This window comes from Tenacibaculum sp. Bg11-29, assembly GCF_002836595.1.
GTDB lineage: Bacteria > Bacteroidota > Bacteroidia > Flavobacteriales > Flavobacteriaceae > Polaribacter.
Genome location: NZ_PJBB01000003.1, coordinates 2357487 through 2383641, shown reverse-complemented (window position 1 = coordinate 2383641; position 26155 = coordinate 2357487). Strand labels below are relative to the sequence as shown.

Genomic DNA, 26155 nt, shown 5'->3' with positions numbered 1-26155 from the left:
ATAAAAAAATTATAAATAAAAAACCTCAATCTATTATAGATTGAGGTTTTGTGGGGAGAGCAGGATTCGAACCTGCGAAGTCGTAAGACAACGGAGTTACAGTCCGTCCCAGTTGGCCGCTTTGGTATCTCCCCAAAGCTTATAAAAGAAATAAAAAAGCTTCTCTAATTACAAGAGAAGCTTTAGTGACCGGGCTGGGGCTCGAACCCAGGACCCTCTCCTTAAAAGGGAGATGCTCTACCAACTGAGCTACCAGGTCATTTATTATTCCTTCCTTAGCGGCTGCAAATATAGAAGGTATTTTTAAATCTGCAAACTTTTTTTCAATAAAAAAACACTAATAAAAAACAAAAAAACAGACATACTTAATAATCTGCAAGTTAGCGAAAAAAAATATTTTTTTTAAAACAAGTTCATTCCTATTTTTAAATACCCAAGAATTGAACGCAATTTTATAGGCTCTTAAATGGATACTCGATTTTTTTAATCTAACCACGAACTAATCAATCATAGACAAAGAACTTCTCCTTCATTTTCATGAACTCTTAATTAAAAAACAACGACAAATACTTACTGTAAAATTAACAACCATTAAACTGCGTTAAAATCCGTAAACCTATTTTCATTTAGGTTCATTATATTCATCAATCCCCTAAAAAATTTGGTAACGCCCCATTACTTCTTAATTTAAATATGAAACAATATTCATAAAAAAAACCTCAATCTAAATAGATTGAGGTTTCTTATGTGGGGAGAGCAGGATTCGAACCTGCGAAGTCGTAAGACAACGGAGTTACAGTCCGTCCCAGTTGGCCGCTTTGGTATCTCCCCAAAGCTTATAAAAGAAATAAAAAAGCTTCTCTAATTACAAGAGAAGCTTTAGTGACCGGGCTGGGGCTCGAACCCAGGACCCTCTCCTTAAAAGGGAGATGCTCTACCAACTGAGCTACCAGGTCATTTATTATTCCTTCCTTAGCGGCTGCAAATATACGAGCCTTTTTCGGTTCTACAAAAACTTTTTATTAAAAATTTTAGCATAAAACGCAACATTTTTTTTAGGTTATTGTTTTACAATATTTTAACTCTTAAATTATTTTTCTAATAAATATGCTTGACGTACTTTTTTAAACAAATTTGAAGAATACACAAAGTCTACTACTGCTTTATTATCTGTTTTGAAAATTTCTTTATGAGACCCCTCCCATGCTTTTATTCCATTTTTAAGAAAAACAATCTTATCACCTATTTCCATCACCGAATTCATATCATGTGTATTTATAATTGTTGTTATTTTATACTCATCCGTAATTTCTTGGATTAAATTATCTATTACGATTGATGTTTGTGGATCTAACCCTGAGTTAGGTTCATCACAAAACAAATATTTAGGATTCATAACAATCGCCCTTGCAATAGCAACCCGTTTTTGCATTCCTCCTGATAATTCAGCTGGAAATTTTTTATTCGAATTTTCTAGATTTACACGTTTTAAAACAAAGTTAACTCTATCTAGCATTTCGCTCTCTGGCTGCTTAGTAAACATCTTTAAAGGAAACATTACATTTTCTTCAACAGTTTGTGAATCAAACAATGCACTTCCTTGAAAAACCATCCCTAATTCTTTACGAAAGTTCCTTTTATCTTCAATAGTCATTTCTGTATTCACACGACCATCATAAATAATAGTTCCTTTTTCAGGGATATGCAATCCTATTAGGGATTTTAAAAAAACTGTTTTACCCGAACCACTTTGCCCAATAATTAAACTTGTTTCACCAGGTAAAAAAGAAGTTGTAATTCCTTTTAAAATTTCAACACCACTAAACCCTTTATGTAAATTATTTACTTCTATCATTTATGTTAACAACATTTGAGTTAATAAGTAATTAGCGATAACAATAAGAACCGTTGTCCAAACTACCGATTGCGTACTAGCCTTACCTACTTCTAACGACCCCCCTTTTACATAATATCCATGATATGAGGGCACAGTAGCTATTAAAAAAGCAAAAATTAATGTTTTTATAATTGCATAGGTTAATAAAAAGGGATCAAACTCCATCTGCACTCCTGTTATATAATCAACACCAGAGAACAATCCTGAAAGTACACCAGCTATCCATCCTCCAAAAATCCCTAAAAACATTCCAAGAATGATTAAAAAAGGATAAAAAAATACGGTTGCTATTATTTTAGGTAACACTAAATAATTTAAAGAATTAATTCCCATTACCTCTAACGCATCTATTTGTTCTGTAACCCGCATAGCACCAATACTAGAAGTAATGTATGAACCTACTTTACCTGCTAAAATAATAGAACAAAATGTAGGAGCAAACTCTAATATAATAGACCGCTTCGCTGCAAAACCTATTAATGATCTTGGTATAAAAGGGCTTTCTAAATTTAAAGCTGTTTGTAAAGCAATTACTCCACCAATAAAAAATGAAATAAAAGATATGATTCCCAATGACTTAAGCCCTAGTTCATCTATTTCTCGAAACAAAGCTTCTCTAAAAACACGTGCTCTTTGTGGTCTGGTAAAAACTTGTTTTAACATAAAAAAGTACTTACCTATATGCTCAATGTAATTCATTAAACTAATTTATTTTTTCTTTTCTGCTAAAGTATTAAAAAACCATTAACTCTTCGCTTTATTATATCTTTTAGTATACGTTTCCTTACCTTTGATTTTATAATTTTAAAATTTAGAATGAAAAAAATCATCCCTTTAATAGCTTTAGCTATAATTTGTTTGTGTAGCTTTATCCCTAATAATAAAAAGAATATTAAAAAACCTAAACTAGTTGTTGGTGTTGTTATAGACCAAATGCGTTATGATTACCTTGCACGATTTGCTAGCAAATATGGTACAGATGGCTTTAATCGTTTATTAAATAATGGATTTTCATTAGAAAACGCTCACTACAATTACATACCTACATATACTGCTGTTGGTCATACATCTATTTTCACAGGTACAACACCTACAAACCACGCCATTATTAGTAATAACTGGTATGATAAATACTTAAAAAAAACTATTTATTGTGTTGATGATAGTAATTACAAAACTGTTGGTAATAATGGTGGTGGCGGTAAAAAATCACCTAAAAGAATGCTAACCACAACTATTACAGACCAATTAAGGTTAGCACAAAATATGAATGGAAAAACCATTGGTATAGCTATTAAAGATCGTTCTGCTATTTTACCTGCTGGCCATACCGCAAATGCTGCATATTGGTTTGATGGTGGAGATCAGGGAGATTGGATCACTTCTTCTTACTATATGAATGAACTTCCTAATTGGGTTAAAAAATTTAACAACGCTAAAATTGTAGATACTTATTTAAAGCAACCATGGGAAACATTATATGATATTAACACGTATAGTGAAAGTATTGCTGATGACAATAATTTTGAAGCTCCTTTTAAAGGTGAAGATAAACCTGTATTTCCTCACAATATACCTAAATTAAGAAGTAAGAATAACAATTACAGTATTATAAAAGCCATTCCTGCCGGAAACTCTTTAACTACAGATTTTGCTAAAGCGGCTATTATTGGAGAAAATTTAGGAAAATCATCATATACCGATTTCTTAACTGTTAGTTATTCGTCTACAGATTATGTTGGACATCAGTTTGGTGTTGCTTCTAAAGAAATTGAAGATACTTATTTACGTTTAGACAGAGATTTAGCTAATTTATTTCAATTTTTAGATACTCAAGTTGGCAAGAATAATTATACATTGTTTTTAACAGCAGATCATGCAGCTGTACAAGTACCTTCCTACTTACAATCGGTTAAGATTCCTGCAAATTATTTCAGTTATAAAAAATTTAAAGATTTTGTAAATAATATCACCAAAAAATATTTTAACTCTGACGCTTTAGTCGAAAACATTTCTAATTTTCAGATTTTTTTAGATAAAGAAAAAATAGAATCGTTAAATTTAAATTCAAGTAAAGTTGCTCAAAAAATTGCTGATGAAGTTATTAACTATAAAGGTATTTATAAAACTGTAACCGCAAGAACTTTACAAACAACTTCTTTTACTTCTGGTATTTTAAACTCATTACAAAATGGGTATAATCAAAAATTTTCAGGGGATGTTTTGTTAATTCCAAATCCTTCAACTATTAGCCATCCTAAAAAAGGAACAACTCATGGGTCGGGGTACTCTTATGACACACATATACCTATTATTTTTTATGGTAATGGTATTAAACAAGGTTCATCTAAAGAAAAATATGAAATTATAGATATTGCTCCTACTATTTCTAATTTACTTCAAATAGAGTTTCCTAATGGTGCTACTGGTAAAATTATAACAGAAGTTTTAAACTAAAGAAAGGCGCTCAATGAGCGCCTTTTTTATTCAAACAATATACATCATAAGGCGAGTTATATTTTTTATTTACTCTAAAATAAATATTATTTCATTTTAAAGTTTATAAACTATAATATATAATTAAAAACATAAAACTATCCTCTAAAAAATTAGAAACATTTATCTATAAAAAGTCACTTTTTAATTCGGGTTATTTAATATTATAAGTGCTGCAATAACACCAGGAACCCAACCACAAAGGGTTAATAAAAAAACAATTATTACTGATCCACATCCTTTTCCTAAAACGGATAATGGTGGAAAGAAAATTGCTAATAAAACTCTTAATAAACTCATAGTATTTTTATTGGTTAATATACTATAAAGACGAGTTTATTAATAATTTGTTACAGAAAATTATTGTCATAACTAATTAAACTACCAATAATTAAACAAGCGTTTAGAAATTAATTTCTAAACGCTTGTTTTTTTAAATGTAATTTCACTAAAAACATAAAAAATTAGTGAGAACTTATTTTATTATTTTTTAATGAACCTAATACTTTTAGCACTTTTATATTCTTTAAAAATAATTGTATAAATAGAAGATTGTAAATCACTCACATCAATACTATTGAATGTTTTTCCTTTTTTCACTTCCTGTCCTAAAGAATTATAAATACCATAATTAACAGTTTTTAAACCTACAGGCTTAATAATATTAATTTGATTACTAACAGGGTTAGGATAAACAGAGAATCTTATAACTTCTTCGTTTTTTTCGTTTTCTCTACTTACAATTGATGCAGTATTTACTGCAGTAATTTCAAATTTATCTATAGCTATATCAGCTTTCCAACTACCACCTGTTACACGGTTAAAACGTAATTGAACTCCTTTTTCTACATAATCATTTAAACTAATTGAAGCCGACAACCATGAGTTTCCTTTATTCCCTGACTGATTCCAAATAGAATTCCAACTTACTCCATTATCTTCACTAATTTCTAAAGCAATTGTTCCCATATCATCCGCTCCATACATATGGTATTGAAAAGAGATAGTCGCCGAACTTAATCCTGATAAATCATAACATGGTGAGTTTAAAATAGCTTTTTTATTAGGGTAGCCTGTCTTTCTTACTGAAGCTTCAACATAAATATAACGTGCTCCATCTGTTGCAGATGTGGGCCCAGTTCCTCCTGACGGAGTAGCTCCTTTTTTTCTTCTCCAATTTACGTCATCATTAGATGATTGTGTCCATAAACCAAAAGAATTATCAAAAGATTCTGCATATGGGTAGCTATTTATTCCATTAACACACCCAGTAAATACTTCATTTACATTAACTGTTCTAATTATTGAAACTGCTACATTATCTGCTGCATCAGAAACATTATAAGTAAGTGTATACGTTCCTGCCGCGTTTACATCTACTGCCCCTGTTGTAACAATATTACCACTTATATCTCCATCGATATTATCTAATGCTGAAGCACCTAAATCGGTGTAGGCATCTCCAATATTTAAGCTTACAACACTATCTCCTAACAAGGTTAAAACAGGTACTTCTGTATCCACAATTGCATCCCCTGTAATATTTACCGTATAATCTTCAACTTCTCCATAATTTAAATCTCCACAAGGGCTTGGTATTGCATCATATTGCATTGCTACTCTCATTCGAGTATCTCCCAATACAGCTGTTGTTGGTACTGTGAAGTTACCCACTACTGGAGTATCTTTTGATTGGCTTTTACTCCATACTAATTCTCCTGTATCACTAAAACTACCATTCTTATTATAATCTATCCAAACAGCATAGCCTTCGTTATAACTACCTCCTGTCCATGTAGGAGTTATCGTAATTTCCTGTACCGCTCCTCGAGCAACAGTTGTAGATATACTAGTAAAGTCTGAGTAAAATTGCCCACTTGAAGTATTATCAATAGTATTTAACTTTACACTACCAATAAATTCATCATTTATATTAGTACTTTTTGCGTCGCAATACGTTATTTGAACTTCTGTCGTTGTAAAATCAACTATACTCGTAAAATCAGACATATTACCGTCGCTACATACCGCTTTCACTCTTACTTCATAATTTGTAGTTGCCTCTAAATTCGCCATAACAAAACTTGTTCCTGAAGTATTACTAGAGCTCCAAGATGAATCTGTTATTTTTTTATATTCTATTTGGTAAGCGGCTCCTAAAACCTCATTCCAAGAAGCTATTGCTCCAATATCACTCACATTACCAACTAGTAAACCAGTAGGCACAACAGCCGTACAAGACTGAGGGCTACTAATTGTAAAATTAGCATTAGAAATATCAAAAAAGATATGATTACTTCCTTTTACCATGATTCTATTTTCAGTACCTAAAACATTAGGAATTATCACATTATGTGAACCATCATTTGTTACATTACTAGCTAATGTAATTGGATAAGTATCTCCACCATCGGTAGATAATAAAATATCTACCGTAGCAGCATTAATCCCATTTCCTGTTGTACCTGCAACACTCCACGCAACTGTTTCTGTTACTCCACTACTTAAAGTTACATTACTATTAGGAGAATTTACAACAAAAGGACCTGCACTTCCATTTACAGTCACTTTCATATCATCACTATTATTACTTCCTCCTCCTACTCTATTATCTCTAACTGATAACCTAAAATTTAAAACACGTGCTACACTTGGCACTGCTTCCCATTTCCATGAAGTATTTCCACTTTTTATTGTTTCCAACCTAGGGAAATAGCGAGAAGGGTTAGTTGTTGGTGAATATGACCTGAAAGCTACACCTGAAGTTGCTGTAGTACTTGGATATGTAGAACTTGCACCATTTTCGTCCATTTGTTCCCAAGAGTATGTTAATATATCAGCTGCATCCGCATCAGTTCCTACACCGTTCAACACAAATGAAGTTCCTTTAGGAATCGTATAATCACTCCCTGCATTCGCTACAGGTGTTGTATTTCCTGTTGGTGTATTTGTTTGACAAGATGTCGATTTTATATAATCTGTTACTTGCGCTATCGTAGCTGCATGAAAATACGGGTCACTATGCGGCTGTACGTCAGTAGCTCCTGTAATACCAGCATACCCCATAATAGTTGTTCCACTACCAGGTTCCATTTGTACATTTTTCCCTTCATTTCCTCCATGGGTCCAAGTATGGTTTCCACCAAACTGATGCCCCATTTCGTGAGCTACAAAATCAACATCAAAGGCATCTCCAGCAGGTATAGTATGTGAAGTAAAACCGCTTCCTTTATTTCCATCAACACAAACACAACCTATACAGCCTGCGTTTCCATTGTTTCCTGCTTTCGCAAATAAATGACCTATGTCATAATTTGCCTCACCAATTACACTTGTTAAAGTTGCCTGTAATTGAGAGTTAAAACTCCCCGTGTATGGATCAGTTGCTGCATCGGTATAAATAACAGCATCGGTATTTGCGATAAGAACCATTGTTACATTAAAATCAGATTCATATATTGCATTAACCCTTGTCATTGTTGCATTCATAGCTGCTAAAGCTTGCGCCTTTGAACCTCCATGGTACGCTGTATATTCACCTGTCGTAGAAATTGCAAGACGATACGTTCTTAACATTCCGTCATCTGCATTTTTTTCAGAAGTATTGGTACCTTTTCTAGATTTTCTATCACCTGGTTTTACATCACATTTAAACCCTTCTACATCTTTAGGTTTATCTAATCGTTTATATATAGTATATTTTTTTAAGTCTTTTGAATATGGCTCAATAAAGACTGCTGGTTTATCCGCAACCAAACGAATACTTTGCAATCCTTTTGGAGATATACTAAATCTAATTTTTTCTAACGGGTTATCAACACCTGTACCTGAATAAGATTTGATATTTGGGAATTTTTTTGCCAAATCAGGATGCAATACAGAGGCTTCAGAAACATAATAACGTTCTAACCTTCCTTCTGAATTTGGAAAGGAAATAATTAATGTTGACTTCTTATTAAAATTTCTTTTAGGAGCTTTTACTAAAGCTTTTTTAAGACCTTTTAAATCTAGGTTATAAATTTCTTTATCTGGTAATTTTTTTTCTAAAGCTGATTTACTAGCATTACTTCTTTGTGAATTGTCTTGCTTCCAAAAATTACTATTTTGAGAAAATAAAATAGTACTAGCCATGCACATGGCTAAAAATAACTTGTTTTTCATACTGAGGGACTTTAATTAATTTACCTAAAGGTAAAAAAAAACATCAACAAAAAAACAATAACACATTAAAAAACAATTAATTGCAAAAAAATTACATTATCCTTCCAAAAAATATTGAATTCATTAGCAACTTATTTGTACCGAACCAAAAACCTCTAAAATTTGTATTATCTGTAAAAACAATTACTCTACCACCCCCTAACCTTTCAACTTTAAACGGAACTGTATTTTTTAATTCGTTTAAATTTTCTTTAGATATATAACCACTCAACAAAGGATTGTTTGTATATTGAATTGGGTTATTATAACTCTTAACATCAGATTGAATAAACTGACGCGTGTTTCTAAATAATGCTATTTTATCGTTCTTATACCCAAAACTTACAGGATGTGAACGATCAATATTTGCTTCAAAAATAGCACCTCCAATTATTTGTGCTCCTGATTGTAACCCTTTATTCTCAAACGAAATATTTTCGATTTTATTAATCTTAGTTTTATTAAATTTTAAATTAATAAAATTCTTATTGGCTAACCAATTAACTGCATTTCTATATCCTATTAAAACTCCACCGTTACGAACCCATTTTTTTAACTTACCCTCTAAGTTCTTATGTATAGAAGAACTATTTGGTACAATAATCGTTGTGTATTTACTCAAATTAATTCGCGATGCATATGAAACATCTAACTTTGTTAGTTTCATATTAAAACGTTGATCTAATAAATGCCAAATTTCACCAGCATCATAACTCGTAATTCCATTACCTACTAGCATTGCTACTTTTTGAGGTTTTATTGCTCTAAAATTCCTACTTCCTAAATCAATTCCATCATTTAATCCTGTAGCAACACCTTTTATTTGAATATGATTTTCTAAAGCAATTTTATCTAAAAAATTAAACAACTCTAATTCTGTTAACTTTTGATTTTGTGCAGGAATAAAAATTGTTCCATAGTCAAATGATTCATTTTCATTTATAAATTGCTTCATTGCTACTTTTGCTCTCAAACCTTTTACTAAAATGCTATTTAATGCTTTTGGGGCTTCATATTCATTCCAAGAAAACAAATAGCCTACACTACTTCTATTCTTTATAACTCCTTCTTTTTTCTTTAATTCAACAACCTCTTTTCCTGCTTTTGACAATGAAATATTGTCAGAAAAATCTACTCCAAATGCATGATTAAATGTCCATGCAGAAACATCGTAAAACAAACTATCTTTAAAAGTTGTTCGAACATCGAACATTGCTTTTACCAATCGATTATTTTTCTGATTCATTGGTACAACATAACTATACCCTTTTTTAAATTTTTTTCCTTTAGATGAAAAATCTTCTTTTAGTTCATGTATTTTAATTTTATGTCTTTTTAAAACCTTTGCTAAATGATACGTTTTTACTGCATCTTTTTCATCACCAAAAATAATTGCTTTATTTTCACCTGAATTTCGTGAGTTCTTATAAAAGTCTTGCTGGTACTTTAATATTTTTACTCGCATGTTCTTAGCTGCCTCTAAAGTTGATAAAGTAGCTGTAAATTGATTACGAATGGTGAATGGAAATGTTAATATCCCGTTTTCACTTTCTTGTGCATGACCGCGAGAACTACCTTGTTCAAATAAAATTCCGATACTTCCATTTATATCTGGAAATGTTGATCCTTTTCCGTAATAAAAGTCATCAAAACTTTCTTCTGAATAATAAATAGAACCTATCTTATCAAAAGCTTTTGCATGATATGCTCCTATTTCCCTTGTTAAATCTTGATTTATTTGTGGTGTTAACGGATTCGTTCTACTAGGAATTCCTGGCTGAAAAAAGAACGTTGAGTTTGTTCCCATTTCATGATGATCTGTTAAAATATTTGGTAACCATTTATGAAATGATGCTATTCTTGCTTTAGATTCTGGCAATTGAACAGGTAACCAATCTCTATTCATATCAAACCAATAATGGTTTGTTCTTCCTCCGGGCCAAACTTCATGATATTCTCTATCATTCGGATCTGGATTAATATTATCTGCTTTATTTGTATTTGCCCAATATGCGAAACGCTGTAATCCATCTGGATTTAATGACGGATCAAATAAAATTATCGTATTAGCTAATAACTCATCTATTTTTTCTCCCTCAGCTGATGCTAAATAATACGCTGATGCTAATGCAGAATTTGTTCCACTTGCTTCATTTCCGTGAATAGAAAACCCTTGATACACAATTATAGGCTGTTTAGAAACATCTATAGCAGCATTATCAGTTGCTTTTATATGTTGTTTTCTAATTTCTTCTAAATTTTGTTGATTTTTAGATGAAGTAATTGTTAACAGTAATAAAGGTTTTCCTTCATATGTTTTACCCCTATTTTCAATAGAAATCCTATCTGAAGCTTTTGCCAAAGCCTTCATATATTCTACTAACTTATCGTGTGTAATATGCCACTCACCTATCTCATGGCCTATTACAGACTTTGGTGTTGGTATTTTTTTATTATAAGATACATCTTTTGGTAAATAATATGATAAATCTATTTTTTGTTGAGCAACTATTTTTATCGATGTAAAAATCAATAATAATAAAAAAACTTTCTTCATTAATTTAAGTTATTTGATAAGTTAACAAATGTATTAAAAACGTTATTTTATATAACATAGGCCTACAAAACAACAACTTAAAAATTCAGATAAAAAAGAGCTGTTAAAATAGCATCTAATTTATTAATCTAAACCTCAATTATACGTAAGTTAAAAGGTAAATTACAACTCTTTATACTACTATAGTTAACACTTAAAAACTATAAAATATTATTTTCTTTTATAAAGCATGTAATTAAAATAGTTATTTCGTTTTTCTAAACATTAACCAAAAACCGATTAAAACTAAAGGAATACTTAATACTTGCCCAGTATTTAATGAATTAAATACCCAATCTTCTCTTCCTTCAACTTGCGCTTGTTTTAAAAACTCGATGAAGAAACGTAGCGACCATAACACAACCATAAACAAACCAAATAAAAATCCTGTTTGATTTTTTTTATCTGTCTTCCAATAAAAATACCAAAGTGCAAAAAACAATGTTAAGTAGCTAAATGCTTCATACAATTGAGTTGGATGGCAAGCTACTGTTTCACCAGCTCTTTTAAAAACTACACCAAAACTACTTCCTGTAGGTTTACCATAAATTTCAGAATTAAAAAAATTACCTAAACGAATAAAGAATCCTGCTAAGGCAACTATTATTCCTAATCTATCTAAAATAAACAACCAAGATTTTTGTAAATGTTTTTTATTATAAAAATATAAGGCTATCGGAATACCAATGGCAGCTCCATGACTTGCAAATCCAGTAAAACCAGTAAATTTCCACGAACCATCAGCCATTTCTTTCATTGGTAAAAATATTTCCAATAAATGATTTTGGTAATAACCCCAACTATAAAAGAAAACATCTCCTAAACGCATTCCTACTAACATAGAAATAAATACGTACATAAATAGAGGGTCTAATTTTTCGACAGCTATTTTATCATTTATATAAATTTTCTTCATTAAATGAAGCCCTAACACAAAAGCACCTACAAACATTAAACTATACCAACGTATACCAAAGCTTCCTATTTTCAGGATTTCAGGATCTAAATCCCATACTATAGATAAAAAATTCATTTACTTTTAATTATATGTCAGGTCGATCGCAGTCGAAACCTATTTATTAATTTATTATTCTAAAACCTCTCGACTGCGCTCGAAGTAACGGTTACTTATTCTTTTTTTCTGGCACAGGATCATATCCGCTTCCTCCCCATGGGTGACAGCTAAATATTCTTTTTATTGCCAACCAGCCTCCATAAAACAAACCATGTTTTTGTAAAGCTTGAATTGTATAACCCGAGCATGTTGGGCTATACCTACACGTGGCTGGTGTAAATGGTGATATTGCTGTTTGATAAAAACGAACCAATAATATGAATGGATATGTTAGTGTTTTTTTCAAATTAAATCCAGTCTTTTTTTAATAACTCATACCTCTTATCAGTACAATCATCATTTTCGTTATAAAACTCTTTTACTGGTTTTAAAAACTTACTAAGCACTTTAATAGATGCAATATTTTTTACCCACACATCAGCAGTAATTTTCTCTATTTTTAAAATATTAAAAGAATAATTAATCATTTCCTCTGCTATTTCAGTTGCATAACCTTTTCCCCAATACGATTCTCTAAAACGATAACCTAACTCTCTATCTAAATCATTATTAGTTAAAAAAGCTGCTAAACCTATTAATTCATTTTTATCTTTTTCAAAAATTCCTAAAATCGTTTTTTTGTTAACTTTTATATTCCCTTCAAAAGAAAGTGCTTGCTGAAATTTTATTTCAACATTCTCATCTGATGGTCTTTTTTGAGGTATTGTTGCTATAATTTCATTAGCAGTTAATAACTCTGTAAATTCATTTTTATGAACCTCATCGATAGCTTTAACAAAAAGTCGTTTTGTTTGAAAAATCATCTAATTTTTAGTTTATAGAAAAACTTGTACCATCTTTACCATCCTTTAATTGAATATCTAATGTTAATAACCTGTCACGTATTTCATCAGATAATGCCCAATTTTTATTTTCTCTTGCTTCTTTTCGCATTTCAATTAACATTTCAACAACTCCGCTTAGTTTACCTGAATTGTTTCCTTCGGATTTTTCATTCATCAATCCTAAAACATCAAAAACAAAAGCATTCATTGTTTTAATAAACACTTCTAAATCTTCAGCAGTTAAACTAGCATTTCCTTCTTTTATTTGATTAATATTTTTTACAGCTTCGAATAAATATGAAATTAGTACTGGTGTATTAAAATCATCATTCATTGCCGCATAACAATCATTTTTCCAACTATTAATATTAAAGGTTGATGTTTTGCTTGCTTCAATTTTATTTAAATAATTAACAGCTTCCATTAGTTTTGTATGTCCTTTTTCTGAAGCTTCTAAAGCTTCTCCAGAAAAATCTAAAATACTTCTATAATTAGCTTGCATGTTAAAAAAACGAACTACACTTGCTGAAAATGCTTTTCCTAAAACATTATTTTCTCCTGTTAAAATTTCGTTTGGAAGAATGAAATTACCTGTTGATTTAGCCATTTTTTGACTATTTAACAGCAACATATTAGTATGCATCCAATAATTCACAGGGCTTACACCACTACATGTTTGAGATTGTGCGATTTCACATTCGTGATGTGGGAATTTTAAATCCATTCCACCACCGTGAATATCAAATTTCTCTCCTAAATATTTTGTACTCATTACTGAACATTCTAAATGCCACCCCGGAAAACCATCGCTCCAAGGAGAAGGCCAACGCATAATATGGCGTTCGTCTGCTTTTTTCCAAAGGGCAAAATCTTGTGGATTTTTCTTATCTGACTGTCCGTCTAAAACTCGTGTATTATGAATTGCATCTTCAATTTTTCTACCAGAAAGAATTCCGTAGTTACCAGTTTCATTATATTTTAATACATCAAAATATACTGATCCATTAACTTCATACGCAAAACCTTTCTCCATGATCTCTTTAATCATTTCAATCTGCTCTACAATATGGCCTGTTGCAGTTGGCTCTATACTAGGTGGTAAAAAATTGTAATTTTTTAAAACATCATGAAAATCTACAGTATAACGCTGTACTACTTCCATTGGCTCAATTTCTTCTAAACGGGCTTTCTTAGCGATTCTATCTTCTCCTTCATCTGCATCATTTTCTAAATGACCTGCATCGGTAATATTACGTACATAGCGCACTTTGTAACCTAAATGTAATAAATAACGATATACCACATCAAAGAACATAAATGTACGTACGTTTCCTAAATGGGCATTACTATATACTGTCGGACCACAAACGTACATACCTACATATCCGTCGTTTACAGTTTTAAAAAGCTCTTTGTTTTTTGATAAAGAATTATATACCTTTAATTGATTTTCTTTGTATAATTTCATAGGAAAAGTGACTATTTACAGATGCTAAAGATAGGCACTTTATAAGGAATAATGAAATGTAATTTTAGTGAAGTTTTTGTTAAAATATAAAACTTATTTTAGCTTTATATTGCTATAATTAGCAGTTAAAATAAATTTATTCTTAGATGTTTTTGATGGATGTGTAAACTTTACTGATAAATCTCGTTTTTTAAGTATTTTATTAAAATCCCCAATTACATCGTCATATTCAAATTTCCCTTTTTCACTATCAATACTTATTGTTGTATCTAAATCTGATACTTTAATCGTACTATTCGAATAATTTAAAAATATTTTTAATAAGTTAAAATCAGAGGCCACTTTATTTATTGACAACTCCCCAAATTCACTATCTATTTCTGTATTTTCACGAACAACATCAATAGTTAATCCTGATGAATTAGCTTTTAAAGTTGTATTAGCAACCGATGCTACATGAGCATCGGTTACGTTATTTAAAAACACAGTACATGTGTTTAATGAATTTATGTTTACTGGCGAAAACGAAATATTTAATTTACCTCCATTTAATACATCAGCTTTAAAAGTACCATAACTTACTTTTCCTGAAGCTTTTGTTTTTGGTAATTTAACTTTACAGTGACGTGTATTTAAATCGAAAGTAGCATTTTCGGGTACTTTAATAACAAGTTTCTTAGTTACTTTAACTTTTTTACCATCAACCATAAAATTATTACTACCTGTTGAATAAGAATAATGAACATTTTTAACTTCTTTTCTCACTCTCTTAATCTCCTCTCTAGCTTTTAACAATTCTCTTCTTACTTCCTTTCTATTCACTCTCTTAATCTCAGCTTTCGCTTTTGCTATTTCTCTTTTTAATTCTTTTTTATTTAGTGTAGCTCTAACTTCTTTTAATTCTTTTTTAAGCGCTATTTTTCTTTTTTCTTGTGCTTTTTTAAATTTCTTATATTTTTTTGTTTTTTTAAACTTCTCCCACTCTTTTTTAGATTTTATAGTAATATCATTAACGCCATCTTTCCATTGAAAAAAATAACTCCCTCCATCTTTTGCATATTTATCAAAATCGAATTCTATATGATCTAAACCAGATACTATTTCTTCAAAATTAATTTCAGGAATCACTATTTCTGGTAATTCGGGCATTTCTGGTATTTCAATTTCTGGTATCTCAGGTATTACAATAACCTGACGATCTTCTGTATTATACTGATATACGTTAGGATGATTGTTTTTGGATGAATTAAAAAACACAATATTATCATTACCAAAAGAATGAACGCTACTATTATTTGCATTAATTTGGACTTTATTCTTATTCCCTAAAGCTTCAAATCTCCAGTTTTTTAAATATTTTTCTGCTGCTTTTTTATCAAGTCCTTCAACTTCTATAATCGCCTCAACAGATACTTCATTTTTATTCCATGTTGTTACATCAATAGTTGCATTCGATGCATTTATGGTAACTACAGCATCTTTATTTGTTTTAAAATTTTCATTAAATTTCTTATCATATTTCTGAGCGAATACAACACTTGTTACAAGTACTAAAAAAGTACTTATTTTAAATTGCTTGAATGTCATTTTGGTTTGTGTTTTTAAGTTCATTTAATTGTTTTTGCATACGTTTTAACAGCTGTAAACGCAATTGCAGATTTCCAATCAATGCATTGATGGTATTGTCGTTAATTCCTTTGGTATTGAGCTCTTCGGTTAACGATTTATATTCTTTGGTTAATTCGCCAATTTTCGCAAAATAACCGTCAAAAAATTCTTTAGTATCATCAGTTAATTCTAACTGACTTAGTTCATAGTTTATAGTATTTATATAATATGATTCTATTGTTTTTAACTCGGGAGAAACACTTCCTAAACTAATTTCATTTTTATATTCATTTGGAGCAACACTTGTTGGATAAAATTTTACACATAAACCTAACAGCATTACAATTGATGCTGCAATATATAGCCATTGATATGATTTTTTATTTGATGGTTCGCTATGTAATTCTTTCATCAATTTTTGTTGAAATTTTTTTCGATGATCTTTAGATATCTCAACTGGTTTATCACTCCTATTTTTTAAAACTTCTCTAATATCTTTAAACATGATATACTACTTTTAATTGTTCTTGTAATTTCCTTTTTCCTCTTAACAAATGTGTTCTTGAGGTTGCTTCTGAAATTTCTAATATTTGAGAAATTTCTCCATGATCATATCCTTCTAACAAAAACAGGGTTACTACTATTCTATATTTATCTTTTAATTGCTGAATACAATTTATAATTTCTTTATGAGAAATTACAGGAGCTATACTCCAATCCTCTTCATCTACTATCGCGCTTGTTTCTTCATTTATAGAAACGAATGCTATTTTTTTCTTTTTTAACCAGTCAATACTTTGATTAATTACAATTCGTTTTAACCAAGCTCCAAATACTACTTCTCCTTTATAATTTCCTATATGCTTAAACGCTTTTAAAAACGCTTCCTGCATTATATCTTCAGCTAAAAATTTATCATTTACATAACGATACGCTATTGTAAGCATCGCTTCGCAATACAAATCATACAATTGCATTTGTGCTTTTGCCTCATTGTTTTTACATGCATCTATAATTGATTGATGTAACTGTTTGGTTGACTTCATTTTTTATTTCTTACACTAAAGACGATACTTTTTATGCTTCGTTGCACTTTGCTTAATTTTTTATTTTTAAATTTACCTTATTATTTCGTTTTCACTTTACATGACTCATAAAAAAAAATCTGCTCTTTCTGAAAAAGATGGTATTTCTCAACCAGAAACTACTAGCAAATCTTCTGCTGAAAAAATAAAATTAAGCAGAAAAAAAAGAATAACTACTCAAGAATTTGTTTCTCAAATATTAACAGGAAATATTACGTTTTTAAGTAGAGCTATTACCTTGGTTGAAAGCACCAATACAAAACACCAACAACAAGCTAATGAAATTTTAGAAGCTTGTTTACCATACGCAAACAAATCAATAAGAATAGGAATTACAGGTGTTCCTGGCGTTGGTAAAAGTACTTTCATTGAAGCTTTTGGTAAGCACTTAACCTCATTAGGTAAAAAAGTAGCTGTTTTAGCTGTAGATCCAAGTAGCTCTGTAAATAAAGGAAGTATTTTAGGTGACAAAACTAGAATGGAAGAATTAGTTACTGATAAAAATGCATTTATTCGTCCTTCTCCATCAGGGTCTTCACTAGGTGGTGTTGCTCAAAAAACAAGAGAATCTATTATATTATGTGAAGCCGCAGGTTACGATACCATTATTATAGAAACTGTTGGTGTTGGCCAGTCTGAAACAGCTGTACACTCTATGACCGATTTCTTTTTATTATTGAAACTAGCAGGTGCTGGTGATGAATTACAAGGTATAAAACGGGGTATCATTGAAATGGCTGATGCTATTGTTATTAATAAGGCAGATAGTGGTAATGAAAAGAATGCAAAAATTGCAAAAGTTGAATTTAATAGGGCTTTGCATTTATATCCGCCAAAAGATAGTGGATGGCAGCCAAAGGTTTTACTAGCAAGTGCACTTCACTACAAAGGTATTAATGCTATTCACAAAATGATTAATGAGTATATAAATTCAGCAAAAAACACTTCTTTTTTTCAACAGAAAAGAAATGATCAAAATAAATATTGGCTATTAGAAACCATTAATCAACAACTAAAAAACAATTTTTATAACAATTCTGATATAAAAGAATTATTAAAAGATGAATTTAAAAATTTAGAAGACGGGAAAACAACTCCGTTTACAGCCGCCACTCGATTACTAAACAAAAACTATGAACGATAACTCTTTAACTTGGAATGATTTTGCAAAAGTAGAAATGCGGATTGGTACAATTATTTCTGCAGACATATTTGAAGAAGCAAGAAACCCTGCTTATAAAATGCAAATTGATTTTGGTGAATATGGTGTTAAAAAAACTTCTGCTCAAATAACCAAACTGTACACTCCTAAAGAATTAATAGGCAACCAAATTGTTGCTGTTATTAATTTTCCGAAGAAACAAATAGCGACTATAATGAGTGAATGCTTGGTTTTAGGTGGTATTGGTGATAATAAAGAGGTTACACTTATTTCTCCTGAAAGGAAAATTAAAAACGGAACAAGGATTGGGTAATTTTTAACTTAATCTATAATTTTTTTATCTTATTTTTCTCGAAGCAAACCACACTATTTACTAACTCTTTTAATTACTAAATCAATGTATTTAAAATTTGAAACAGAAAGATTATTTATAAGACCAACTTCTGAAGAAGATGCTGAGTTAATTCAGCAAATAATGAGCACTCCTAAGTTTATTAAATATGTAGGAGATAGAAAAATTAATTCAATTGAAGATGCTAAAAAGTATATTCAAACTAAAATGCTCCCGCAATTACATAAGCTTGGATTTTCTAGTTATACATTAATTACAAAAACCGATGGTAATAAAATTGGTACTTGTGGGCTTTTTAACAGGGAGGGAATAGATGGTATTGATATAGGTTTTGGCCTTTTACCTCAATACGAAGGGGTAGGTTATGCCTATGAAGCATCAAACAGGTTAATGAAAGCAGCATTTGAAGATTTTAAACTTAAAGCTATTAAAGGTATTACATCAAAAGAAAACATTTCTTCTCAACGTCTTCTAGAAAAACTAGGCTTAGAAATGACAGGTACTACAAAGCTTCCAGATGAAAATGAAGAGATATTGCTTTATGTAAAAGAGAACAAATCTGTATAGTTTTAATTAACAATGATTAGAAAGTAATTAATAAAAAACAAACATCGAAGTTCCTTTTTTTAATAGAAAAACTAACTTTAGAATATAAATTGTTAAAACGAATTCATATTCCCAATAACATTAGTAATAAATTTAAAAATTAGACTCTAAACATAATGAATAAATTTAGCTTTGAAAATAGCATATCAAGAAATAAAAACTTCTTAATAAACTTATCAAATGAAAATAACAGTTCTGATGATTTAGATTACTTAATTAATAATTTTTGTGGTGCTGTAGTTCATAGTATTTCAGAAATTTCAAGTAATTATGGAATTAGATTGTATGTAATTGGAGATATCAAACATATAAAAGACGACACAAGGACGGTTTTCATAATTAAAGATTTATCTTCTAATTATGAAAACTTAACGAATGACAATTTTCATTTAATTCAACTTGGTCAAGTTCCGATAAATATTCATAATGCAGGAGTATTTTACAGAAGGTATTTTGATACTGATAACTTCTTTAGCAATATAGAATCTGAACATAAGTTTCAAAATTTAACAGAGTCAAATAAACAATCTACGGCTTTAAGAAAAGGAATTTATTTAAGTAATGTTATCAAACAAAAGAAAGGTGAAACAGAATTATTACATTTCCATTTATTAAGGTGCTCTAGTAACTTAACAGGACCTACTGATAATTTTAGACCAACAGACAATCAAATTATTGATTCTCTAAACGAAGCTATAAAATTTGATTTTGAAAAAGAAACAAAATTAAACCATGTTTTAGCACAAATTTATCTAAATAAAAAAAACGAATTAAATTCAAAAGAAATTAAAGCTAAAATTGGTGCACATTCTGATAAAACTAAAGACATGGCACAAGAGGGGCTTATTACTTTTTGTACTTTTTATGATAAAACAAATTTTGAACACTTAGCTCCTTCTAAAACAGTTAAGTTTGACTGGGTTTATAAAAAAAATAGTGGATTAACACGACTCCTTTTTAAATTAAAAAACACAGTTAATAATAATTCTTTAGTAAAGGAATTTAGTGTAACATTATATCCTAATTCTGTTTTTTCCATACCACTTTCTACTAATAGGCTATATACACATGAGATTAGACCTTCAGCACTAAATATCGATAAAATACCTGTTAGAATGGGCTATGTAATTCGTTGTTCAAATTTAGAAGCTGTATATGAAAATAACGAAACCTTCATTAAAGAAAACGGGTATTTAATCAAATTAAAGCAAATGAATAATGAAAATATGGAGAATTTAAGAGATTCTTATTATAAAGAAAATAAATTTGAGAAAAATGTAGATTATGGAAAAATTCATTTTAGTATGAATTCTGGGGATTATAAAGAGCCAATATTTTAAATAAAAAATATTTCACCAATGAACCTAAGTGAATTTACAAAAATAACATTGCCTTTTGAGCAGAACTTATTCAATGAATTATCTAACCAAATCAGTTTTGAAAATGTTGGAAAAGGAAGGTTTGGTAATCATTTAATTAAAATTAGCGATAATGGTATTCCTATTGTTAGAACAACCACTCAATATAATATTCCTGCTCATAATTTTTCTTCTACTCACAATACAATTATAAAAAGTATAAATGACAGTCTTGAGGATTTAACACCTATTAATTTCAATAATGCTTTAATAGAGATTTACGACTCAAGTTATACTAAAATGAAATATCATTCAGACCAATGTTTAGACTTAGCTCCTAACTCTTATATAGCTCTTTTTTCCTGCTATGAAAAACCGAATGAATTAACAGAACAAAGCATTAGAAAACTAAAAATTAAAGACAAAATAACTGATGAAGAATTTGAAATTCTCTTAACTCATAATTCTTTAATTTTATTTTCATTACCACTTAATTCTAGATTTTTTCATAAAATTGTTTTAGAACAAATTCCAAAACAAAAACCTTTGAAATCTGAAAATAAATGGCTTGGAATAACTTTCAGAGAATCTAAAATTTTTATTCAATTTAAAAATAATCAACCATACTTTACTAATGGCAAATTATTAAAATTAGCAAATGATATTCAAAGAAAAGAGTATTATACACTACGAGGAGAAGAAAACAGGAGTCCAAATTTTACTTATCCAAAAATTGATTATACGCTTAGTAAAGCAGATACTATTATGCCTAAATAAATTACAAAAAATAATAACACAACTTATGATTATTGCTTTTGATACTTACTACTACGAAAATAAAGCCAAAACTATTGGTGTTAGTTTTAATAAATGGGAAAATGATAAACCTATTGAAATTTATAGCGAAATAATTGAAGGAATAGCAGAATACGAACCTGGTTCTTTCTATAAAAGAGAAATGCCTTGTATAATAAGCTTATTAAAAAAAATAGATTTGAATGATGTTCAATTTATTATTGTTGATGGCTATGTTATATTAGATGACGATGGAAAGTATGGTTTAGGAGGACATTTGTATGAAAAACTAGGTGAAAAGATTCCGATTATTGGAGTTGCAAAATCAGGATACGATTCGAACAAACTTAATTCCAAAGCACTTTTAAGAGGAGAAAGTAAAAAACCTCTTTATATATCGGCAATAGGAATTGAACTAAACTTAGCTTTTGAGTATATAAAATCAATGCACGGAAATTACAGAATGCCTACGCTACTGCAAATAATGGATACAAAAACAAAAGAAAATTAACACATATAATAAATATAAAACACAGTATTACTTTTGCTTTTATCACCAAAACTAAAAGACTGAATTACATTAACTAATGAATAAAATTTAAACTTATCTATTTTAACTTATAGAAAGCCTTTAAGTAATAATTCTATTTTTATAGACTTTTTTAAAACGAATTCATATTCTTAATAAAATTGTGAGTTACCTGATAACAAAACCTAAATGAACCCAAAAATATTTAAACCCAAACAAGAATTAATAGAATTTGTTAAATCTTATTGGACGTTAGAAGGTACTAAAAACACAACACCAAAAAAAAACACGATTGTTCCAGACGGAACCATGAAGCTAATTTTTCATTATGGAGACTTGTATTGGCATCACCCTGAAAAAGGAAATTGTTTTTTACAACCAAGGTGTTTTTTAATTGGTCAACTTACCAAACCTTATATTGTAGAACCTGACGGAGATACTGGAACATTTGTTGTTCGGTTTCATCCAAATGGTTTTTTACCTTTTACCACAATTCCCATCAAAGAAATGGAAAACACACCTATTTCGCTAGAAAGGTTATTTGGAAAAGAAGGACAAAAGCTTGAATTTGAAATTTTGAACGCAAATGGTATTTTAAAAAGAATAGAAATCATTGAATCTTTTTTATTAAATATATTAAAAAATAAAGAATTGATGGACAAAGTTGTAAAATCGACTATTAAGACAATTACAACAGCTAACGGACAAGTTTCAATTAACGAGCTTTCTAAACAAGGTAATCTTAATAGAAGAGTTTTATTGCGGAAGTTTAATACAACCGTTGGATTAAGCCCTAAACAACTTTCAAAAATTATACGACTACAATCCTCACTTAAAACCTTATTAAATAAAGACATTTCTAAACTTACCGATTTAGCTTATGAAAATGATTATTTTGACCAAGCACACTTTATAAAAGATTTTAAAGAATTTTACAAAGACCATTTAAAAATGTCATTAATTTTCGAAAAACTAAATTAATACTGTCCCATTTTTACAATTTTAAAGATTAATCGATTTGCAACTTTGTACTCGAATTTAAAATAGTTTAAAATGAAGAATGCAAATCCTGTATGTTGGTTTGATATTAATGTAGCAAACCTAGAGCGAGCAAAAAAGTTTTATGAATCAGTTTTTAACATAACACTTGTTGATTTACCAATTGAATGGGAAAAACAGTCAACTTTTCCTTTTGAAAACAACGGAACTAACGCTACTGGTGCTTTAATTGAAAAAGAGAACTACATTCCTAATAGTAATAATACTATCGTTTATTTTTCTTCAAAAAATTGCGTTACAGAAGAGTCTAGAGTAGAAAAATTTGGTAGAAAACTAATTAAACAAAAAATGTCTATTGGAGAATTTGGGTTTGTTTCAATTTTACAAGACTCTGAAGGCAATACGATTGGACTTCACTCAAGAGAATAAAGATAAAAAGTAACAATAGCGGTTTAAAGATGGAATTAAACCGTTATTGATTTTAAGTTAATGCATCTTTTTCAGAAAAACAAGAGTCATTTAGTCTCAAATTACTTTTACTGTAAATCATTATAAAAACCTTATGCTATATTAACTAATATTGCTCCAAAGCCCACTCGTTTTTTGCAACTGCCTATATACCTTTAATAAATTAGCATTTTCTGGTTTAGAAAAAGCTGCATCTTCTTCTAAAACACTTATTGCAATTTGGCGTGCCTTCTGTAAAATACCTGAATCTTTTACAACATCTGCTATTTTAAGGTTTAATACTCCACTTTGTTGTGTCCCCATAATATTACCAGGTCCACGTAATTTTAAATCTACCTCAGCAATTTTAAATCCATCGGTAGTTTCAACCATCGTTTGTAAACGGGTTTTACTATCTGAAGATAATTTAAAACTCGACAATAAAATACAATAACTCTGTTCTCCTCCACGCCCTACCCTACCACGTAATTGATGTAATTGACTTAATCCAAAACGTTCAGCGCTTTCAATAACCATTACCGATGCATTTGGTACATTAACTCCTACTTCAATTACGGTAGTTGCTACCATAATTTGAGTTTCTCCTTTTACAAAACGATTCATTTCATACTCCTTATCCGCAGGTTTCATTTGTCCATGAACAATACTAATTTGATATTTTGGAGAAGGGAAATCACGTGAAATACTCTCATAACCATCCATTAAATCTTTATAATCCATCGCTTCCGATTCTTGAATTAACGGATACACTACATAAGCTTGACGTCCTTTGTTTATTTCATCTTTTAAAAACTTAAATACACTTAAACGATTGCTATCATAACGATGTACTGTTTTAATTTCTTTACGTCCTGGAGGTAATTCATCAATTACAGAAATATCTAAATCACCATAAACCGACATTGCTAATGTTCGTGGAATTGGTGTTGCCGTCATTACCAATACATGTGGAGGTACAGATTTTTTAACCTTTATTAAAGGAAGACTTTTTAATTTAGCTTCTATCCTTGCTATCGTGTTTTCTATAGCTCCTGAAACTTCCTCATCACTTAATCGAATAATCTCGTAACCAAACTCATTTAAAATTGTTGATCGTAAATTAGCTGCTTCTTTCTGCTCAGGTGTAGCGTAGTACTTTCCATTAACCTCTACAATCAGCTTTTTCTCTAAGCAAATAAAATCTACCATAAACTCATCAATAATATAATATCTTCTAAATTTAAATCCTGTTTGTTTTGTACTTAAAACCTCCCATAAAGCTCTTTCTTCTTTCGTTGTTTTATTTTTACGTTTTAATGCTATTTCTTTTAATAGTTTATATTCTGAAGGATGTGTTGTCATGTATTTTTCACGAACGACTTTTCCTTTTTCTTCAGAAACTCCTTGAACTGGATTTTTCTCCCATAATTTTGATCGCTGCGCAACTCCAAAACGATGTTGCTCATCAATAATCGAAATTCCTAAATTTTTAAACTGTACTTTATCCTCTAAAACTGCATGTGTACCTATTAAAATATGCAATGAACCATCTTCTAACCCTGTATGAATTTCACGTCGTTGTTTTATTTTACTCGAACCTGTTAATAGTGCAATTTTTAAGGGTGTTTCAGCTAATAATTCTACCATTCCGTTATAATGTTGAATTGCTAAAATTTCAGTAGGTGCCATAATTGTTGCTTGGTAGCCATTATCAATAGCTAACAACATCGTTAGTAAAGCAACTATGGTTTTACCAGAACCAACATCTCCTTGCAATAAGCGATTCATGTGCACACCAGAACCTATATCTTTACGTATTTCTTTTAAAACTCTTTTCTGTGCATTCGTTAATTCAAAAGGTAAATAATTGTTATAAAAGTTAGTAAAATGATCTCCTACTTTTTCAAAAATATACCCTTTAATTTTTGACTTCCGAATTAGTTTTTTCTGTAATAATTGAATTTGAATAAAAAACAATTCTTCAAATTTTAATCGATTTTGCGCCTTTGCTAATAATTCTTGACTTTTAGGAAAATGGATATTTAATAAAGCATCTTTTTTACTTAATAATTGATTTTCATTTAATAGATATATAGGCAGTGTTTCATCTATTAACCCAAAAGTTTGTTGAAACAAATTCTGAATAAAACCACGTAAAATCTTATTACTAATTCCCTTATTAGCTAACTTTTCGGTAGATGGATATACAGGTTGCATAGATGTTTGCAACTTACTTTTGTATTCTTTTACCGTCTCCATTTCTGGATGCGGCATACTTGCAGTACTGTTATACCAATTCAACTTTCCGTAAATTACATAAGGAACATCAACTTTTAAACTATCTTTTATCCATTTTGCGCCTTTAAACCAAACTAATTCTATCGAGCCTGTTGCATCAGAAAAAGTAGCGACAACTCTACTTCCTCTTTTTTGCTGTACTTCTTTTATCCCTGTAATCTTACCAACCACTTGAACTTCAGAAGAATTTTGCGCTAATTTATTAATCGTATAAAACTGTGTTTTATCAATATATCTAAACGGAAAAAGATGCAACAAATCATTGCATGTTTTTACACCTAACTCGGTATACAACAATTCTGCCCTAGCTACACTAACGCCTTTTATATATGTTACAGGATGATTTAAATTCATTGAGAA

At 30.0% G+C, this 26155-nt stretch carries 22 protein-coding genes and 4 tRNA genes; 9 read left to right on the top strand and 17 right to left on the bottom strand.

Annotation, left to right across the window (positions count from 1 at the left end):
- Window positions 1-51: 51 nt before the first annotated feature.
- The 6 genes from CXF68_RS10865 to CXF68_RS10840 all read right to left on the bottom strand — a co-directional run bounded on the left by CXF68_RS10865 (window position 52) and on the right by CXF68_RS10840 (window position 2596).
- Window positions 52-134, bottom strand: a tRNA-Tyr gene (locus tag CXF68_RS10865).
- Between the two features lie 52 nt (window positions 135-186).
- Window positions 187-259 (bottom strand) — tRNA-Lys (locus CXF68_RS10860).
- A 489-nt stretch (window positions 260-748) separates the two neighbouring features.
- A tRNA-Tyr gene (locus CXF68_RS10855) sits at window positions 749-831 on the bottom strand.
- A 52-nt stretch (window positions 832-883) separates the two neighbouring features.
- A tRNA-Lys gene (locus CXF68_RS10850) sits at window positions 884-956 on the bottom strand.
- A gap of 134 nt (window positions 957-1090) precedes the next feature.
- Window positions 1091-1855, bottom strand: coding sequence for an ABC transporter ATP-binding protein (locus CXF68_RS10845; protein ID WP_101044587.1), 765 nt, complete (start codon window positions 1853-1855; stop codon window positions 1091-1093).
- Window positions 1856-2596: an ABC transporter permease gene (locus CXF68_RS10840; protein ID WP_101044585.1), complete on the bottom strand. Its 741-nt coding sequence runs from the start codon at window positions 2594-2596 to the stop codon at window positions 1856-1858.
- A 117-nt stretch (window positions 2597-2713) separates the two neighbouring features.
- Between CXF68_RS10840 and pafA the strand changes: the two genes are divergently transcribed.
- On the top strand, window positions 2714-4354 hold the full coding sequence (gene pafA / locus CXF68_RS10835) for an alkaline phosphatase PafA (RefSeq protein WP_101044583.1): 1641 nt from the start codon (window positions 2714-2716) through the stop codon (window positions 4352-4354).
- Window positions 4355-4537: 183 nt separating this feature from the next.
- Here pafA and CXF68_RS10830 read toward each other — a convergent pair whose 3' ends face one another.
- The 10 genes from CXF68_RS10830 to CXF68_RS10785 all read right to left on the bottom strand — a co-directional run bounded on the left by CXF68_RS10830 (window position 4538) and on the right by CXF68_RS10785 (window position 17210).
- Window positions 4538-4693, bottom strand: coding sequence for a YqaE/Pmp3 family membrane protein (locus tag CXF68_RS10830; protein WP_081411203.1), 156 nt, complete (start codon window positions 4691-4693; stop codon window positions 4538-4540).
- Window positions 4694-4876: 183 nt separating this feature from the next.
- Window positions 4877-8554, bottom strand: a complete 3678-nt coding sequence (locus tag CXF68_RS10825; protein WP_101044581.1) for a reprolysin-like metallopeptidase — start codon at window positions 8552-8554, stop codon at window positions 4877-4879.
- A 91-nt stretch (window positions 8555-8645) separates the two neighbouring features.
- A complete protein-coding gene (locus CXF68_RS10820; protein ID WP_101044579.1) occupies window positions 8646-11150 on the bottom strand; it encodes a M14 family metallopeptidase in 2505 nt (834 codons plus the stop codon).
- Between the two features lie 244 nt (window positions 11151-11394).
- Window positions 11395-12222 carry a prolipoprotein diacylglyceryl transferase gene (gene lgt, locus CXF68_RS10815; RefSeq protein ID WP_101044577.1) on the bottom strand — a complete coding sequence of 276 codons (828 nt, stop codon included), beginning with the start codon at window positions 12220-12222 and terminating at the stop codon, window positions 11395-11397.
- A 91-nt stretch (window positions 12223-12313) separates the two neighbouring features.
- Window positions 12314-12550, bottom strand: coding sequence for a membrane protein insertion efficiency factor YidD (gene yidD, locus CXF68_RS10810; RefSeq protein ID WP_101044575.1), 237 nt, complete (start codon window positions 12548-12550; stop codon window positions 12314-12316).
- A 1-nt stretch (window position 12551) separates the two neighbouring features.
- On the bottom strand, window positions 12552-13067 hold the full coding sequence (locus CXF68_RS10805; protein WP_101044573.1) for a GNAT family N-acetyltransferase: 516 nt from the start codon (window positions 13065-13067) through the stop codon (window positions 12552-12554).
- 7 nt (window positions 13068-13074) lie between these two features.
- Window positions 13075-14556 carry a cysteine--tRNA ligase gene (cysS, locus tag CXF68_RS10800; protein WP_101044571.1) on the bottom strand — a complete coding sequence of 494 codons (1482 nt, stop codon included), beginning with the start codon at window positions 14554-14556 and terminating at the stop codon, window positions 13075-13077.
- 93 nt (window positions 14557-14649) lie between these two features.
- Complete coding sequence (locus tag CXF68_RS10795; RefSeq protein ID WP_101044569.1) at window positions 14650-16167, bottom strand: hypothetical protein; 1518 nt, start codon at window positions 16165-16167, stop codon at window positions 14650-14652.
- Window positions 16124-16669, bottom strand: coding sequence for a hypothetical protein (locus CXF68_RS10790; protein WP_101044567.1), 546 nt, complete (start codon window positions 16667-16669; stop codon window positions 16124-16126). The genes CXF68_RS10795 and CXF68_RS10790 overlap by 44 nt, the downstream gene beginning before the upstream one ends.
- Window positions 16662-17210, bottom strand: coding sequence for an RNA polymerase sigma factor (locus CXF68_RS10785; protein WP_101044565.1), 549 nt, complete (start codon window positions 17208-17210; stop codon window positions 16662-16664). The genes CXF68_RS10790 and CXF68_RS10785 overlap by 8 nt, the downstream gene beginning before the upstream one ends.
- Window positions 17211-17310: 100 nt before the next feature.
- Here CXF68_RS10785 and meaB point away from each other — a divergent pair, with 100 nt between their 5' ends.
- The 8 genes from meaB (at window position 17311) to CXF68_RS10745 (ending at window position 23479) form a co-directional block, all read left to right on the top strand.
- Window positions 17311-18393, top strand: a complete 1083-nt coding sequence (gene meaB / locus CXF68_RS10780; protein ID WP_101044563.1) for a methylmalonyl Co-A mutase-associated GTPase MeaB — start codon at window positions 17311-17313, stop codon at window positions 18391-18393.
- The gene (locus CXF68_RS10775; protein ID WP_101044561.1) at window positions 18383-18724 is read left to right on the top strand and encodes a tRNA-binding protein; all 342 of its coding nucleotides are present in this window, start codon (window positions 18383-18385) and stop codon (window positions 18722-18724) included. Before meaB ends, CXF68_RS10775 begins: the two co-directional genes overlap by 11 nt.
- Window positions 18725-18808: 84 nt before the next feature.
- A complete protein-coding gene (locus CXF68_RS10770) occupies window positions 18809-19330 on the top strand; it encodes a GNAT family N-acetyltransferase (protein WP_101044559.1) in 522 nt (173 codons plus the stop codon).
- A gap of 155 nt (window positions 19331-19485) precedes the next feature.
- Window positions 19486-20709: a hypothetical protein gene (locus tag CXF68_RS10765; protein ID WP_101044557.1), complete on the top strand. Its 1224-nt coding sequence runs from the start codon at window positions 19486-19488 to the stop codon at window positions 20707-20709.
- 18 nt (window positions 20710-20727) lie between these two features.
- Window positions 20728-21504, top strand: a complete 777-nt coding sequence (locus CXF68_RS10760) for an alpha-ketoglutarate-dependent dioxygenase AlkB (protein WP_101044555.1) — start codon at window positions 20728-20730, stop codon at window positions 21502-21504.
- A 25-nt stretch (window positions 21505-21529) separates the two neighbouring features.
- A complete protein-coding gene (locus CXF68_RS10755) occupies window positions 21530-22033 on the top strand; it encodes an endonuclease V (protein ID WP_101044553.1) in 504 nt (167 codons plus the stop codon).
- Window positions 22034-22240: 207 nt separating this feature from the next.
- Window positions 22241-23032, top strand: coding sequence for a DUF6597 domain-containing transcriptional factor (locus CXF68_RS10750; protein ID WP_101044551.1), 792 nt, complete (start codon window positions 22241-22243; stop codon window positions 23030-23032).
- Window positions 23033-23104: 72 nt separating this feature from the next.
- The gene (locus tag CXF68_RS10745) at window positions 23105-23479 is read left to right on the top strand and encodes a VOC family protein (RefSeq protein WP_101044549.1); all 375 of its coding nucleotides are present in this window, start codon (window positions 23105-23107) and stop codon (window positions 23477-23479) included.
- A gap of 141 nt (window positions 23480-23620) precedes the next feature.
- Here the strand turns inward: CXF68_RS10745 and CXF68_RS10740 are convergent, their stop codons facing one another.
- Window positions 23621-26149: a DEAD/DEAH box helicase gene (locus CXF68_RS10740; RefSeq protein ID WP_101044547.1), complete on the bottom strand. Its 2529-nt coding sequence runs from the start codon at window positions 26147-26149 to the stop codon at window positions 23621-23623.
- Between the last annotated feature and the right edge of the window lie 6 nt (window positions 26150-26155).